Origin of the sequence: Niveibacterium sp. (genome assembly GCF_041909475.1) — a bacterium.
GTDB lineage: Bacteria > Pseudomonadota > Gammaproteobacteria > Burkholderiales > Rhodocyclaceae > Niveibacterium.
Window position 1 is genome coordinate 15,896 of the sequence record NZ_JAYRDJ010000027.1, and the last position, 15,383, is coordinate 31,278.

A 15,383-nucleotide genomic window follows, 5' to 3' on the forward strand; every position below is an offset into this window, starting at 1 on the left:
TTAGAAGGAAACACCACCATGCTGGACGCACTCAAACTCAAAACCAAGATCCTAGTGATGCTCGGCAGCGCCTGTGCCGCGGTGCTGGTGCTGCTGATTGCCTCAGCGCTGGAGCAACGCAACACCATGATCGAAGGCCGCAAGGCCACCATTCGCGCGGTGGTCGAATCGGCCCACCACGCGATGGCGTTCTACCAAGCCAAGGAGGCCGAGGGTATGCCGCGTGACGCGGCACAGAAGGCGGCGCTCGACGCAATTGCGCTGATCCGCTACGGCGGCGAGGACCACAAGACCGAGTACCTCTACGTCTATCAGATGGATGGCGTGAACCGCTACCACGTGCGCAAGGAACTGATCGGCACCAACGTTGCGCAAACCCTTCGTGATGGTCGCGGACGTTACCCGGTGCAGGATCTGATCGACGCGCTCAACGGTCGTGCCGATGCCTTTGTCGATTCGATGTTCCCGCGCAAGGCCGGCGCAGAGCCGGTGCCCAAGCTGCAGTATGTGATGCGCTTCGAGCCATGGAACTGGTTCGTCGGCACCGGCGCATGGATGGATGACGTCGAGCGGCAGATGCGCGATGAGCTGATCGCCGGTGTGGCGCTGTTCATCGGCGTGCTGGGCGTGGTCGGTGGCATCGGCTGGGCAGTGTCGCGCAGCGTACTGCGCCAGATCGGCGGCGAACCGGCTGAGGCCATCGAGGTCATGTCACAAGCTGCGAAGGGCGATCTGACCGCCAGCGTGGGCCGTGCGGCGCCGGGCAGCGTGCTGGCATCGTTCGATATCGCGCGCATGGCAATCCACGACGTGCTCGCAAAGATTCGCGGCGAATCGGCCCGCATGCGCGACGGGGCCTCGAACATTGCGGCGGTATCGGGCCATGTGGCGGAGCTCGCTCAACAGCAGGTGGATGCCACGTCGAGCATGGCAGCCGCGGTCGAGGAGATGACCGTCAGCATCGGGCATATCTCGGATTCGGCGCACGACACGCAGGCCTACTCGGAAGAAGCCGCGCGCCTTGCGCAGCAAGGGCAGGCCCAGGTCGAACGTGCTTGCGCGGGCATCCAGGCCCTCTCCGGCACTGTGACGGATGCTGCGACGCGGATCGAGGTGCTGGCGCAGCGCGCCGGCCAGATCGGCGGCATCGCCTCGGTGATCAAGGACATCGCGGGCCAGACCAACCTGCTCGCGCTCAATGCCGCGATCGAAGCCGCACGCGCCGGTGAGCAGGGGCGCGGCTTCGCCGTTGTGGCGGACGAAGTGCGCAAGCTTGCCGAGCGTACTGCGAGCGCCACGGTGGAAATCGAGACCATGATCCAGGCGATCCAGAGCGAGACGGGCGCCGTCACCGATGTGATGCAGGCCGCGATGCCGCAGGCGGACGAGGGCGTGCAACTGGCCAGCAGCGCAGCCGAAGCACTGCGCGCGATCCGCGACGGTGCGACGCAGACGCTGGAGCGGATTCGCGATGTGGCCGATGCCACCCGCGAGCAGAGCGAGGCTTCCACCAGCATCGCGCAGCGTGTGGAAGACATCGCGCGAATGATCGAGCAGACCAACGGCCGTATGCAGGAAACTGCGGGCACCGCGCGCATGTTGTCGGCGAGCGCCGATGCACTCGATGCACAGGTGGGCTACTTCAAGACCTGAAACTCACCGGTCTTCAGCGGGCGCGAACGCATCGCGCCCGCGTTGCGTTCATGCGCAGCGCAAGCCGGCTCCTTGTGTTGCGATCGCCCGTGAAGCGCGGCCGATGCTCAAGCCCGAGTCCGGGGCGCAGATCGAGTCAGTCGGACTTGCGCTGGTAGCACTGCGGGGTAACGGACCCGGTGGTGCACGCATGCTTGCTGCTGTCGAGCTGGTAGCCGCGCTCGTCCATGCACGCGGCGATGCTTTGTTCGCGCTCTGCGATGTCCGCGGCAGAGCGGCCTGCGTTGTCCTTCTGCACCGCGAACTGGCAGTCCCACAGATCGGCGTCCGGGTTGCGCGTGCATGCGCTGGCGACGAGCACCAGCAGTGCAGCGAGAGGGATCGTCCGGTGCCGCATCGTGCCGTGCCCCGGTGTGCTCAGCGGCCCATTCGCCGGTCGTAGGCTTGCGAAAAGCGCTCCGGCAATTGCGGGTCGTTCTTCGTCTCGCCCTTGGAGTCGAACTGCACCTTTACGGCGCCGTCGGGCAGGCGGGTCACCGTGACCGTCACGTCGATACCGTTTTTCGTGCCGCGGATCAGGCCGCTGTTGGGCTCCGCGTGCATGATCGTCACGCCGGCATCCTGCACGCCACCGAGTGCAGCATTCCACGCGCGTTCGTACTTCGACGGGGCGGGCGGTGCCGGGTAGCTCACGCAGGCGGCTGTCATGGTCAGCGCCGCGAGTACGGCGATCCAGGTTCGAAGGGCGAGTCGCATGGCGTGGCTTCCAGTTGCGGTGGATCGCTGCATTCTAGGGCGGTGAGCAAGCCGGCGCGAGCGTCGGACGCGGGTTGGCGCAAGCTGCGCGCCGTTTCGCTCGCCAGCTGTGCGCTCGACGCGGCAGAATCCGGGCTGCGGAATGGCCGCGCTGATTGGCGAAATCATGACACCCCGACTTTCCTGCCCGCTGTTGCTTGCCGCGCTGATTGCGTGCCCCGCCATGGCGGCGGACAGCGCCATCACCGCATACGGTGCCTTCCGCAGCGGCGGCAACTTCCAGAACAGCACGACCGGAGAGAACCTCAAGGTCGAAAGCTCCGGCACCGGCGCAATTGCGCTGGACTTGCCCTACGACGACAGCCGGCAGTTGCAGCTTTTCCTGTCGCACCAGCGCTCGCACCTTGACTACACGCAAACCGCTGCGCCGAAGACGGCCGCCACGCTGCCACTGGCGGTGACCTACTTCCACCTCGGCGGCACCTACTTCTTTGAAGGCCCGGTGGGCAGCGGCCCCTACGTGGTCGGCGGCCTTGGCGGAACGCTGCTCGCGCTCGAAGGCGATGGCTACGGCAATGAGCTGCGGCCCTCGATGAACCTCGGCGTCGGCTACCAGTTCATGCTCGGCAAGCACGCCGCGCTGCGCCTCGAAGGCCGCTTCTACTCGACGCTGATCAACAGCAGCGGCGGCCTCTTTTGCTCAGGCGGCTGCGTGCTGCAGATCCAGGGGGATCTCTTTACGCAGGGCGAGGGGATGCTTGGGGTGTCGGTGCCGTTCTGACTGGATCTATCCGGACCGAAATGCGGCGCTAGGGTCATCCGATCCATTCGCTTGGCGGTACGAAGGTCAGCATGTCGAACCCGTGGGTTTGAAGACAGTTCTTCACTGACTCATGCACCACAACGGCGCTGGTGTTCTCCGCGAGACGGAACATCAGTGCGCCGAGCGCTTTGTTGTCATCCAGCGCGACGGATTCAAAGTCGGTGTCGATTAACCCGTCAACGCTTGATCCAATGATTTTCGACTTTGCCGCGTCGACCGCCGACACGAGCCCGATCAGGTTGCAGGCGAGATAGTCGTCGGTCACAAATGGGCGGCTACGGTGTCGGATGATTGCAGGGTAGGCGTCGAGGTTACTGACTCCCGCGTCCAGAAGCGCTTTGTGCAGACGCCTTGTCATGAGCAGGGCGTCAACATTGCGTAGCTCTTTGAGCTGGACGCCGTAATCGGCATGAAGAAAGACTTCGATCGGCTGGGTTGGTGGATTGAGGAATCGCCGTCCGAGTCGCCACGAATCTTCGCCCGGTGGCGGAGCGATCCCCTCCACTAGCGCAGGATCATCCCAATCCTCCGGAGCAATGCACTCAAGCATGTAGTAACTGCTCATCCCGCCCTCTCCTGGATTACTTCGTTGAACATCTGCTACACCTCGCGCGCTTTCTTCACGAGTTTAGACGTGTAGATGTAGTTGGTTGGTTTTGCGTTGGTGTGGAGGTAGCCGCTCAAACGTTGCGAAACACCGTTGAGGCGGTTAATCAGCGCATACGGCGGTTTGAAGCGAATTCCTTGGCCTTTCTCTACTTTGTACGGGCATTTTGGGTCTTGCGCTTGAAGGCCGTTCATCCGGTCCGCAATCTTGTTCAGAAGCTTCTGTACGAACTCCGAGTATGGATCGATATGGCGATCATGAAACAGTCCACGGGCCACCTTCATCGCCGACTTCGCATATTTGGCCTTACGAATGATGTATGTGTCTCCGCTCCACCACGACACTCCACGCATTGAGTTGTTGCTTGGCAACCAGATGCCGTTCTCGCCGTTGTTAACGTCGTAACCAATATCGTTTTCGATTTTGCCCTTGTCCGCGAATATCCAGAGCAGGAGCGTTGGAACCTGCTTCAGCGCTTCATTGCCTGGGATGAGGTGGTGCGGGTTTGGGGTGATTTTGTGTGGTTTCTGGATATTCAATTCATCTGCCACTGCGGGCTCCAGAAACCAGTCCTGAGGACGGGGGATACTCATGTTTTTTTCGAGCTCACCCGGGTCATTGTCGATCAATTTGTCCGCATCCTCTTCCCAACTGGCCTCGTCCTTACTGACTGGCAGCGGATCAGGTTTCGCCTTCTCGTTGCTGAGACAGAAGGGGCAATCTTTCCTGGCGTGCTCCAGTACCATGCCGATCAACACACTCTCAGTGAGTTCAGTCATGTTTCTACTCTCCTGATCAAATTGGACGAGCGCCGGCACTGTCTTAAGGCGAATTTCGCCTGCAACATCTAATCAGCATCGTCATTCAAATATAGCGCAAGCTTTGAGAACGGTCTCCGCAGTGGAGAAGGGGCGCGCGGATGCTGCCGTCCTAGAACGGCAACGTCGCCAGCAGATACGCGTTACCGCGATCCGGCAGCTGACGGTAGATCGCGTCGCTGGGGCCGAGGTAGGTGCGCAGGCCGGCTTCGATGCGCAGGCGGTCGCCTTGCCAGGCGAGGGCGGCGCTGAGCACGCTGCCGCCGTCGGCAGGGGTGAATAGCCAGTCGATCTCCGTTTGCCAGGTGTCGCCGCCGTAGGCGGCGCGCAGCAGCAGGTTGGTGCGGTGCAGGTTCACCTGGCCGAGTGCCTGTGCGTTCCACGCGAGGTTGCCGGCGCGGGCGACGTCAGGCGCATAGGCGAAGGCGCTGATGGCGGCGTTGTGTGTGCGCCAGGCGTCCCATTCCGACGCGGTGCGTGCGGTGCCGTCGTACCAGGCTTCGGCGAGCACGGAGATCTTGTTCTCGCCAGTCCACTGTGTGCCGACCAAGGCTTGCCAGAACGCGCCGCCGACTTCGTCGTGCCAGGGCGATGCGGTGGCGAGCGGGATCCCCGTGTGCCAATCGCTGACGAGGCGGGTGGCGCGCTGACCCCAACGGGCCGAAGCGTGCACCTCGAGCGAATCAAGCGGCACCGACGAAAAGCCGGCGCCGAGGCTTGCGCGTTCCTGCGCACCCCAGCGGGCGAGCAGATGCAGGTCCGCCATCGACGTTTGCGCGAAGCCGCGCCAGGCGAGCGCCTGCTCGTCGCGCCGCAGGGCTTCGTCACTTTGGCCCGGGTTGGCGAAGACCAGCGTCGAGGCCAGGCGCGAGCTGAAGTGTTCCAGCATTACCACCGGCACGCCTTCGAGCTGCTGGTCGATCAGTGCGCGGCGATTCTCGCGCTGTACCACGTCGAGCGGGCGAAAAGCGAAGCCGACATCCCAGCTCACCACTTTCTTGCCCAGCGTGAAATGCAGCGGGCCGGCCTCGCCTTCCCAGAACAGCTCGTCGACGCGGCCGTCACGGTTGACGCCGCCCGGGTCGCAGCTTGCCGCCCAGGCCTGCCCGGCGAAACCGACCTGTCCGACGCGGCCGCGCAATCGTACTTCGCCGGCGCCACAGTCGCGCCCCGCGCCGAGCAGGCCGGCGGCGGGTGCGAGGGCGGAATCCGGGTTGGCGCTGCGTGCTTCGGCCTGGGCGCGCAGCGTCCAATCCAGTGTGGTCTGCGGCCAGTCGGCGGCGCTTGCAACGCCGCTCAACAATGCTGCCGACAGGGCGATCAAAGACTTCATGGCGCGACCGTGTTGCGGGTCAGGTACATCGGGTTGAACCATGCTTCCGGTGCTTCGTAGGCGATGCGGCTGCGGTAGTGCAGCACGGTACGGCGGTTGGTGAGAATCTCGTCGTCGATGATCATGCGTGTCACCTGCGGCTTGCCGGACACCGTGCCCACTTCGAAGCTCGCGCGCTTGGCGAGCTTCTCCGACACCACGAAAAGATCCGCCCTGATGGGTTGTGCGGTCTTCGTGTCCACCCAGAGCTCGATGCGGGCGTAGGTCACCGATGCCTGTTTCGCCTTCAGCGTGAGGTGGGTGCAAGCCACGCTTTCGCATTTCTCCGCTTCGGTTTGTGCCGGCGCGTAGTCTTCCGACCACGACAGCGTTGCAACGTCGCCCGCCGCAGCGTCGCCGATCAGCTTCTGCGTCGGCGTGATGCGGATCGGCCGCTGGCTGCCGGGCAGGATCATCCAGAAGTCGTCGGCCTTCATCAGCACCTTCTGGCCCTTCTCGGCCGGCGATTGCATCAGCACCAGCGATTCGCGGCCGGGGCGCAGGAAGACGAGGTAGTCGCGCTCCTTCTCCAGCGCGCCGTTCTTCATCACCTCGATGCGTGTTTCGACCTTCATGTTGTCGGCCGACAGCCGCCAGGCATCGGCGCGCTTGAGCAGGGCTTCGGGGCTTTCCGCCTGTGCCGTGCCGCACAGCAGCGCAAGAAGGATTCCGCCAAACCAGTGCCTGGTCATTAATCCGCGTGCATTTGCGAAATCCGCGGCAAGGCTTTTCATCGTCAAATCAAACATGGCCCAGCGCCTCCACAATCGGCTTCTTCACTGCGATGCGCGCGACGACGGCCGCCGAGATCATCGCCAGCACGCTGACAGCCGCGAGCGTGATCAAGGCCAGCTCGGGCGAGAATGTGATGAACAGCGGGTAGCCGACCGAGCGCCCCGGCGGCGGCGGCATCTGCAGGCCGGCAAACATCAGCGCGACGGTGACGCCGCCAGCCACCAGCGCGCCGAGCAAACCGCCCGCCGCGCCGAGTGCCGCGCCCTCGATCGCGAAGGCACGCACGAGTTGCCATGGTGAGGTGCCCATCGCCCGCAAGGTGCCGATCTCGCGGGTGCGCTCAACGATCGCCATCGCCATGGCGCCGGCCACCACGCCGACGACGATCAGGCCGATGACCAGGCCGAGCCCGCCGAAGATGCGGTCGTACAGCCCGCGCACCGCCTTGTAGAAGAAGGCCTCTTCTTCCCAGCTGCGCATCGTGAGGGGCGCGATCTGAGGTGCGAGCCTGGCGCGCATCGTGGCGGTCTGGGCCATGTCGGCGAGGTACACGCCGACGCTGCTGACCTTGTCGGTGGCGAGCAGGCCTTGCGCCGTCGCGAGGCTGGTCAGCACCAGGCGCTTGTCGATGTCCGGCACGCCACTGCTGACCACGCCGCGCACCTTCACGTCGATCGCGTTGAGCGCGCCGGCGGTGGTGGAGCCGAGCAGGGTCAGTGCACTGCCGGGGCCGGCCTTGAGGCTCTTCGCCAGCTCGGCGCCGATCAGCACATCCGGCCCCTTGGCGGAATCCTCGTTGAGCAGCTTGCCCGCCTTCAGTTGCAGGAAGGGGCCGCGCACCGAGAACTCGGCCTGCGGGTCGACGCCGCTGCCGATCATCACGACCGATTTGTCGCCGTTGCTGATGAGGCCGGAGAAGTGCAGCCGCGGCAGCACATAGCGCGCTTCGCGGTGGGTCAGCAGCGTGTCGCGCAGCGTGTCGAAGTGTTCGATGCCGAATTGCATCGGCGTGTCTTCCTCGCGATCGAAGAAGTCTTTCGTGGCGACGATCAGGTGGCCGGTGTCGCGTGCGGCCGCTTGCTGCAGCGATTCGTAGGTGTAGAGCGCGAAGCCGCCGCCGATCAGGATCGCCGCGCTACCCAGCGCAGTGAGGGTGACGGTGGCGAGCGAGCGGCGCCGGTTGCGCAGCGTGTTGCGCAGCGCGAAGCGGACCCAGCGGATGAGCGAGGTGGTCATTGCAGCACTCCGTCACGCAGCGCGAGCACACGGTCGCAGTGCGCGGTGAGGCGGTCGTCATGGGTGGCGATCAGGCAGGCGGTGCCGGCTTCGTGGCACAGCGCGCGGATCACGGTGATCACTTCGTCCGCGGTGTGCGAATCGAGGTTGGCGGTGGGCTCGTCGGCGATCAGCAGGCGCGGCTGTTTGACCAGCGCGCGTGCGATCGCCACACGCTGGCGTTGGCCGCCGGAGAGTTCGTCCGGGCGGTGCCTGGCGCGATCTGCGAGGCCGACGCGCGCCAGCATTGCCGCAACGCGCTCGCGCGCTTCGCGGCGCGGCACACCGTCGAGGAACAGCGGGTACTCGACGTTCTCGGCCACCGTCATCACCGGCACCAGATTGAAGCTCTGGAACACGAAGCCGATCGCGTTGCGGCGCAGTTGCGTGCGGCGTGCTTCGTTGAGCTGTGTGGTCGCGGTGCCAGCGAGTGCGTAGTCGCCCGTATCGGCGGTGTCGATCAAGCCGGCGATATGCAGCAGCGTGCTCTTTCCGCTGCCGGAGGGGCCGGTCAGCGCGACCATCTCACCGCTGCGCACGTCGAGGTCGGCCGCATGCAACGCCGGCACCTGCACTTCGCCGAGCCGGTAGGCCTTGCTGACGCCGCGCATCGTGACGACCGGCGTGCTGTCGCGCAGCGCGGTGTTCATTGCTTGGCCTGCGCGGTGAGTTTGAGCACGGCGTTGCGATAGCGCTCCGGCATCGTTGCGAAACCCGGCTGCGCCGCGAGTTCATGGGCCAGCTTCGCCCCGGCCTCGCCGCGGTTGAAGAAACCCGGCAGGCCGAGGAAGGTGCTCGCTGCGGTGACCTTCACCTCGTTGGCAATCGAGACGCCGCCGGCGGGGGCTTGTGCGTGCTCCGGCTTAAGCAGGGCGAGCGCGCGGTCGAGGTCGGCGATGCCGGCTTCGGCGAACTTCATCTTCTTCCAGGGGAAGGTCGCGTCGCGCCCCTGCATGGATTCGGCGGAACCGAGGTAGGCGAGCAGCAAGGGGTTGCCCGGTTCCGCGGCGACGAGCTTCGCGAACTTGTCCGCGGCTTCGGCGGCGGCGCCGGATTCGCCTGCATTGGCGCGCTGGAAGTCAGCCTGCGCGGCCTGCCAGGCGGCGGCGTCGTACGCATGGGCCAGCGGCGCAGCGAGGCAGCCGACGAGGCTGAGGGCAACAAGGATCGAGCGAAGCGGGGTCTTCATGGCGCATCTCCTGGGGTGTGAGGGAATGGCGCCAGTGTCGCGAGCCGCCGCATGGCTGGCAGCAGGCGAGCGACGAATCGACAGCGAAGGGGGGCGAAATGCGACTGTGCTGCGCGAGTCGCGGCGCGCTCAGCCGCCCTGCCTGCGCCAGCCGCGCACGTAGTCGATCGCGAATTCGGTGGGGTAGCTGGGGGCTGCGTCGGGCCGGTCGTCCGCCGGGGGCAGTTCGTAGAGGTTCAGCATCAACTGCATCGGGTAGGCGGGCGACTGCGGCGAGCGATGGATCAGCTGGTTGTCGAGGTAGAAGGCGACGCCTTCCGGCGACCAATCGACCGCGTAGAGGTGGAACTCGGTGGCGTCGATCGGGAATTCGCGTTCGAAGAATTCGTCGCGAATCGTCGGGTCGCCGAAGGGGTGCAGGCCGAAGCCCAGCGTTGCGCGCTCGCTGCCGGCATTCCAGCCCTTCAGTTCGAAGGGGCAGATCTCGGCGGAGCGCTGCGGCGTGTCTTCGAAGCCGATCATCCAGAAGCCGAACACATTGCGCAGCCCGCGCCCGCCACGGCAGCGGATCTCGATGTAACCGTACTGCGGGCAGAACAGCTGTTGCGGCGCTTGTTCTTCTCGCACGCGGCAATCGACCGAGAAGCGGTGCTGGCCCTGCGCGCTGCCGAGCGGCCCGGCAGACACGCCCGTCTGCAGGTTGCTGACCTTCACCGCACCGTTGAATTCCGGGCACCAGGGCTGCTGGTCCGCGGTGATCTGCAGCACAAGCTGGCTGTCGGCGATGCGGTAGTTCGGTCGCGAGCGCTCGCGCGAACTCCACTGTGGAAGGTAGAGCGGCAGCCAGTTGGCGGTATTGAGGGCGGGCGAATCGAAATCGTCGTTGAAGACGAGTTCGTAACCGGGTTTTTCGAGCGGGTTGCGCGGGGTGTCGGCCATGGTGTCAGTTGAGGCTTCCGGTGTTGCGCGTCAGGCGCAGGCTTGCGAATGCGAGCACGGCGACGATCAGGAACAGCAGCACCGAGATCGCGGCCGCGAGGCCGAAGTTGCTGCCGCTGAAGAATGCGATGCGGTAGGTGGCGGAGGCGAGCAGATCCGTCATGCCGACCGGATCGCGTGTGTCGAGGTAGGACGGGTTGCCGTCCGTCAGGAAAACGATCAGAGCCGCGTTGTTGAAGGTGCTGGCGAAACTGGCGATCAGCACCGGCAGGATAGGCCGCGCGATCAGCGGCAGCGTGATCTGCGTGAAGTTCGTCAGGGGGCCTGCGCCGGCCAGTGCTGAGGCTTCATACAGCTCAGCCGGGATCGCGCGGATCAGGCCCAGGCACAACATCATCATGTACGGGAAATGCAGCCACACACTGACAATGACGACCATCGTGCGCGCCAGCGTGGGCGAGTGGAACCACTCCGGCCGGATGCCGAATACGGTGTCGAGCACCGCATTCACTTCGCCGGTGTTGGTGAAGAACATCATCTTCACGATCAGCACCGCAATCATCATCGGCACTGCGCTGGGCAGGTAGAACAGCAGTTTGTAGGTTTCGCGCCAGCGCAGTTCCTGCCAGCTCAACACCGTGGCAAGCGCCAGGCCTGCCGCAAAGGACAGCAGCACTGTGAGGCCGCTGTAGGCGAGCGTCCAGCCGAACACCTTCAGGAAAGGTTTGCTGAGGCCCTCGTCGGTGAGCAGCTTCAGAAATTGCGCGGGGCCGACCGACACGGTGAAACCGGGCGCGACCTTCTCACCGCTCGCGGTTTCGTAGTAGCCGCTGCGGTGGTTTGCGCGCAGCACACTGTGATCCTGCTGGTTCACCAGCGTGCCGTCGCTGCGCCGCAGGTATAGCGGTTTGCTGGTGTCGAAGCTGTGCAGTGATGACATCTGTGCCGTGCTGCCGTCTGGCAACTGCAGCACAAGCGTCTTCAGCGCACCGACGAGGCGTACCAGTGTCGCCGTGTCGGCTTGTGCGTCGACCGCGCCATCGGCGATTTGCGTCATCGCGACCGGCTTGTCTGTATGGCCCAGAGTGAAGGTCTCACTCAGGAAAATCTGGCCGGTTTCACTCTCCAGCCGGGCGCGGTAACGCTTGCCCTCGGGCAGCAAAGCAAAGCCATAGCGCTGCGCACCCACCGGCATGTAGCGGTTCGACAGCAGGTAGTCGGTCGCGCGGCCGAAGGTCAGCAGGTTCTGCGACGAATAGTTCGATGTGCTCAGCGATACCGTGTAGGCGATCGGCAACACCACGAAGAGCGCCGCCGCGAGCAGCCCGGGAAACAGGAAGCGCCATGCACTGCTGCGCGCCTGCTGATACACGAAGCTGCCGGCAGCCACCACGCTCAGCGCAATCACGCCAAACAACCATTGCCCGGTGAGGTACAGCTTCAACACGATGGCAAGCCCAGGCAGCACGGCTGCGATGCCGAGCGCGCGTGGCCCCCACAGCGCGGCGCGTTCGCGCCAGCGTGGGTCGATTCGCCGCGGCTGCGCGATCGGCGCAGCGACCCGTGTGTGCGGTGGCATGTCGTTCATCGCGTCAGCCTTTCACCGAACCGGCGAGCGATTGATCCATCCAGCGCTGCGCGAAGACGAACACCAGCACGCCCGGTAGCGAAGCGAGCAGGGCTGCCGCTGCGAATTCGTGCAACGCAACCGAGGTGCCATTGCCCGCACTGCCGGCGGCTACCGTGAATCGATTCAGCCCGATCGGCAGGGTCGCCGAATCCGACCCGGTCAGCAGCGCGGAACTGAGCATCGGCTCGTACATCAGGCCGGTTGTCAGCAACAAGGCCATCACCACGATCATCGGCCGGGCGAGTGGCGGCGCGATGGCACGGAAGGTCTGCCAGTCGGTCGCACCGTCGATACGCGCGGCCTCTTCGATTTCCAGCGGCAACTGTTCGAAGTAACCCTTGAAGGCCCAGACCATGCCCAAGGTGGCCTGACCAGTGAGCGCCAGCACCAGGCCACCGTGCGTGTCGAGGCCAATCGCCGGAAATGTGTCACCGATGCGGTCGAAGATGCTCCAGTACGCCACCGCGAGCAGCATGCCGGGGAAGAAGTGGCTCATGTAGAGCAGGTTGTCGAGCGAGGCGCGGCCGGCAAAGCGCAGGCGCGCGAAGGCGTAGGCGGTGGTTAGCGCAAGCGTGGTGGCAAGCGCTGTCGTGATTGCCGCGACTTTCACCGAGTTCCACATCCACCGCCAGAACTCGACCCGCGCGGCCATCCGCCCACCGTATTCATCCACCTGATCACGCCACCCCAGCACCATCAGCAAGTGGTCTGCGGTAAAGCGCGGCCACCATCGGGTGGCGGTTTCCGCAGTGCTGTACGCGGTGACCGCCTGCCACAGCATGTTCGCGAACGGGTACAGGATCAAGGCCAGCGCGAGCCAGATCCCCACATGCGCCACGCGCCTGCGCCACACCACTTCCCGCCCGACCACCATGCCCATGAGAAACCGCCTTGTTGTCAGGACGCCAATGCACGCCAAGCCCGCAGCGGCGCGATTCTATTCGCGGCTGCGGGTATCGGATTGACGATTTCTGCGTTGCGTGCGCCTGGAATCGCGAGCTGTACCTGCGTGGCCGACGTCGCCTGCGCGCTGTGCGGCGCGAGCGGTGCTTGCCGCCTCAGCGCCGCAGCAGTTTTCCCATCGTCACCAGTGGCATCTCGCTGAAGCCGATCTTGGCGAAGAAGCTGTGCGCGGGGGCGTCGATGCCGGTTTGCAGGTTGATCGAGCTGATGCCTTCTTCCAGCAGGTCGGCGCACATCGCGTCGATCAGGCGGCGGCCGACGCCTTCGCGTTGCCGGTTGCGGGCGACGCACAGTTCGCGCAGCGAGAAGAACCAGCCGTCGTTCCAGCGTTCGCGTGCGCCGAGCGCGAAGCCCAGCGGTTGGTCCTGTTCCCAGATCGCGAAGCCGCGCGCATGCGGGTTGGCGGCGAGGGCTTCGAGCCGTTCGATCGCGATGTCGAGCGTCCAGCCATCTTGCCAGGGCGGGGCGTTGAAAACGTCGATGAAGATGGCGGCGAGCCGCGGAAGCTCGGCCGGCGTGATGGGTCGGGTTTGCATGGTGGCGGCCTGTGCCGGCGCGGCCGGCGGTATCGGGGGGAGCCCCGAGTATCGGCGGCTCAGCCGGCCGGCCGCCTGATTCGCATCAACGCTCGGTGCTCTGGATCACCCGCAGTGCATTGACCAGAACACCGACCGCGATGCCCAGCGTGAGGTTGCCGCAGATCGCTTCGAGCGGGCCGAGGATGCGCCAGGGCGCCTGCATCACGATGTCGCCATAGCCCAGCGTCGCAAAGTTCACCGCGGAGTGGTACAGCGCGGTTTCGAAGTCGTCGAACTGGCCGAGCGCTTCGAAGATCGCAGCCCAGATCGTCAGTTGCAGCAGGAAGGTGAACAGCAGCGCGAAGGTCACGGCCGACAGCGTCTTCACGCCGCCCGCCAGCCGGCCCTTGGCCAGCCAGCGCTTGCCGAGGCCGTCGACCATGCGGACGATCAGCACCCCGGCGGCGATCTGCACGACGAAGTTCGCGATGAAGCCGCCGCCCGCGACCAGGATCAGCTCCATCATCATCGTGTGCTACCCGAGGAACATCTTGTAGGCGGGGTTGTTCGTCTCGTCGACGTACTCATAGCCGAGCTTGTCGAGGAAGGCGGAGAACTCCGCGTCGTCCTGTGGCGGCACCTGGATGCCGACCAGCACCCGGCCATAGTCGGCGCCGTGGTTGCGGTAGTGGAACAGCGAGATGTTCCAGTCCGAACGCATGTGGTTCAGGAAGGTCATCAGCGCGCCCGGCCGTTCCGGGAAGATGAAGCGCAGCACGCGTTCGTGGTCCGCCGCCGGGGCGTGGCCGCCGACCATGTGGCGCACATGCAGCTTGGCCATCTCGTCGTCGGTCAGATCGAGCGTGTCGAGCTCATGCCGGCGCAGGGTGTCGACCAGCTTCAGGGATTCGGCACGCGAATGCACCTGCACGCCGACGAACACATGCGCGGTCTGGCTGTCGCCGTAGCGGTAGTTGAACTCGGTGATGTTGCGGTTGCCGAGCAGGGTGCAGAACTTGCGGAAGCTGCCGGCCTTCTCGGGGATCGTCACCGCCAGCACCGCTTCGCGCTGCTCGCCGATCTCGGCACGCTCGGCGACGAAGCGCAGGCGGTCAAAATTGGTGTTGGCGCCGGAGGCCACGGCCACCAGCGTCTTGTCGCGCAGCTTGTGTTGCGCGGCGTAGGCCTTGGCGCCGGCAATCGCCAGCGCACCGGAGGGTTCCAGGATCGAGCGGGTGTCCTCGAACACATCCTTGATCGCGGCGCAGATCGCGTCGGTGTCGACCAGCACGACTTCGTCGACCAGATCCTTGCACAGGCGGAAGGTTTCTTCGCCGACTAGCTTCACCGCGGTGCCGTCGGCGAAGAGGCCGACATGGTCGAGCTTGACGCGTTCGCCGGCTGCGAGCGAGCGCGCCATGGCGTCGGCATCATAGGTTTCGACGCCGATGATCTTCGTCTCGGGTCGCAGGCGCTTGATGTAGGCAGCTACGCCGGCGATCAGCCCGCCGCCGCCGATCGCGCAGAACACCGCGTGGATCGGCTTCGGGTGCTGACGCAGGATCTCCATGCCGATCGTGCCCTGGCCCGCGATCACGTCCGGATCGTCGAACGGATGCACGAAGGTCAGCTTCTCCGCTTGCTCCAGCTCTTTCGCGTGGCCGTAGGCCTCGTCGTACGAGGTGCCGTGCAGCACCACCTCACCGCCGCGCGCGCGCACTGCATCGACCTTGATCGCCGGTGTCGTGGCCGGCATCACGATTACGGCGCGGATGCCCATCTTGGCGGCCGACAACGCAACGCCCTGCGCGTGGTTGCCCGCCGAAGCGCAGATCACGCCGCGCTCACGCGCCTTGGCCGAAAGCTTCGCAATCTTGTTGTAGGCGCCGCGAATCTTGAACGAGAACACCGGTTGCATGTCTTCGCGCTTGAGCAGGATGCGGTTATGCGCGCGGGCCGACATGTTCGGCGCGGCTTCAAGCGGCGTTTCGATGGCGACGTCGTAGACGTTGGCGTTCAGGATGCGTTCAAGATAGTCGGTCTGCATGGTGGTTTCTGACGATGGGCGCCCGTCGGGGGGTGACGGAGTCGGTCAGGGTAGCAGG

17 protein-coding genes are annotated in these 15,383 nt (G+C 65.1%); 2 read left to right on the plus strand and 15 right to left on the minus strand.

The window, feature by feature from the left end:
• Positions 1-18: 18 nt before the first annotated feature.
• Positions 19-1,653 carry a methyl-accepting chemotaxis protein gene (locus ACE3P0_RS15990; protein WP_374403721.1) on the plus strand — a complete coding sequence of 545 codons (1,635 nt, stop codon included), beginning with the start codon at positions 19-21 and terminating at the stop codon, positions 1,651-1,653.
• 136 nt (positions 1,654-1,789) lie between these two features.
• Here ACE3P0_RS15990 and ACE3P0_RS15995 read toward each other — a convergent pair whose 3' ends face one another.
• Both ACE3P0_RS15995 and ACE3P0_RS16000 read right to left on the minus strand, forming a co-directional pair.
• Complete coding sequence (locus ACE3P0_RS15995) at positions 1,790-2,050, minus strand: hypothetical protein (RefSeq protein ID WP_374403723.1); 261 nt, start codon at positions 2,048-2,050, stop codon at positions 1,790-1,792.
• Positions 2,051-2,070: 20 nt separating this feature from the next.
• Positions 2,071-2,409 (minus strand): hypothetical protein, encoded by a 339-nt coding sequence (locus ACE3P0_RS16000; RefSeq protein ID WP_374403724.1) that lies wholly within the window; start codon positions 2,407-2,409, stop codon positions 2,071-2,073.
• Positions 2,410-2,575: 166 nt separating this feature from the next.
• Here ACE3P0_RS16000 and ACE3P0_RS16005 point away from each other — a divergent pair, with 166 nt between their 5' ends.
• Positions 2,576-3,190 (plus strand): outer membrane beta-barrel protein, encoded by a 615-nt coding sequence (locus ACE3P0_RS16005; protein WP_374403725.1) that lies wholly within the window; start codon positions 2,576-2,578, stop codon positions 3,188-3,190.
• Positions 3,191-3,224: 34 nt separating this feature from the next.
• On the opposite strand, the gene ACE3P0_RS16010 is transcribed toward ACE3P0_RS16005, so the two are convergent.
• The 13 genes from ACE3P0_RS16010 to ilvA all read right to left on the minus strand — a co-directional run bounded on the left by ACE3P0_RS16010 (position 3,225) and on the right by ilvA (position 15,325).
• The gene (locus ACE3P0_RS16010; protein WP_374403726.1) at positions 3,225-3,797 is read right to left on the minus strand and encodes an imm11 family protein; all 573 of its coding nucleotides are present in this window, start codon (positions 3,795-3,797) and stop codon (positions 3,225-3,227) included.
• Between the two features lie 35 nt (positions 3,798-3,832).
• The gene (locus ACE3P0_RS16015; protein WP_374403727.1) at positions 3,833-4,618 is read right to left on the minus strand and encodes an AHH domain-containing protein; all 786 of its coding nucleotides are present in this window, start codon (positions 4,616-4,618) and stop codon (positions 3,833-3,835) included.
• Between the two features lie 151 nt (positions 4,619-4,769).
• The gene (locus ACE3P0_RS16020; RefSeq protein ID WP_374403728.1) at positions 4,770-5,990 is read right to left on the minus strand and encodes a hypothetical protein; all 1,221 of its coding nucleotides are present in this window, start codon (positions 5,988-5,990) and stop codon (positions 4,770-4,772) included.
• The gene (locus ACE3P0_RS16025) at positions 5,987-6,778 is read right to left on the minus strand and encodes an outer membrane lipoprotein-sorting protein (protein WP_374403729.1); all 792 of its coding nucleotides are present in this window, start codon (positions 6,776-6,778) and stop codon (positions 5,987-5,989) included. Before ACE3P0_RS16025 ends, ACE3P0_RS16020 begins: the two co-directional genes overlap by 4 nt.
• Positions 6,771-8,000 carry an ABC transporter permease gene (locus ACE3P0_RS16030; RefSeq protein WP_374403730.1) on the minus strand — a complete coding sequence of 410 codons (1,230 nt, stop codon included), beginning with the start codon at positions 7,998-8,000 and terminating at the stop codon, positions 6,771-6,773. Before ACE3P0_RS16030 ends, ACE3P0_RS16025 begins: the two co-directional genes overlap by 8 nt.
• Positions 7,997-8,689, minus strand: coding sequence for an ABC transporter ATP-binding protein (locus ACE3P0_RS16035; protein ID WP_374403731.1), 693 nt, complete (start codon positions 8,687-8,689; stop codon positions 7,997-7,999). The genes ACE3P0_RS16030 and ACE3P0_RS16035 overlap by 4 nt, the downstream gene beginning before the upstream one ends.
• Positions 8,686-9,228 carry a hypothetical protein gene (locus tag ACE3P0_RS16040; protein ID WP_374403732.1) on the minus strand — a complete coding sequence of 181 codons (543 nt, stop codon included), beginning with the start codon at positions 9,226-9,228 and terminating at the stop codon, positions 8,686-8,688. Before ACE3P0_RS16040 ends, ACE3P0_RS16035 begins: the two co-directional genes overlap by 4 nt.
• A 129-nt stretch (positions 9,229-9,357) precedes the next feature.
• Complete coding sequence (locus ACE3P0_RS16045) at positions 9,358-10,167, minus strand: glycoside hydrolase family 16 protein (RefSeq protein WP_374403734.1); 810 nt, start codon at positions 10,165-10,167, stop codon at positions 9,358-9,360.
• A gap of 4 nt (positions 10,168-10,171) precedes the next feature.
• Positions 10,172-11,755, minus strand: coding sequence for a maltose ABC transporter permease MalF (malF, locus tag ACE3P0_RS16050; RefSeq protein WP_374403735.1), 1,584 nt, complete (start codon positions 11,753-11,755; stop codon positions 10,172-10,174).
• A gap of 4 nt (positions 11,756-11,759) precedes the next feature.
• On the minus strand, positions 11,760-12,677 hold the full coding sequence (locus ACE3P0_RS16055) for an ABC transporter permease subunit (protein ID WP_374403736.1): 918 nt from the start codon (positions 12,675-12,677) through the stop codon (positions 11,760-11,762).
• A gap of 178 nt (positions 12,678-12,855) precedes the next feature.
• Positions 12,856-13,296, minus strand: a complete 441-nt coding sequence (locus tag ACE3P0_RS16060; RefSeq protein ID WP_374403738.1) for a GNAT family N-acetyltransferase — start codon at positions 13,294-13,296, stop codon at positions 12,856-12,858.
• An 85-nt stretch (positions 13,297-13,381) separates the two neighbouring features.
• Positions 13,382-13,804 (minus strand): ion channel, encoded by a 423-nt coding sequence (locus tag ACE3P0_RS16065; protein WP_374403739.1) that lies wholly within the window; start codon positions 13,802-13,804, stop codon positions 13,382-13,384.
• Between the two features lie 9 nt (positions 13,805-13,813).
• On the minus strand, positions 13,814-15,325 hold the full coding sequence (ilvA, locus tag ACE3P0_RS16070) for a threonine ammonia-lyase, biosynthetic (RefSeq protein ID WP_374403740.1): 1,512 nt from the start codon (positions 15,323-15,325) through the stop codon (positions 13,814-13,816).
• Positions 15,326-15,383: the final 58 nt, after the last annotated feature.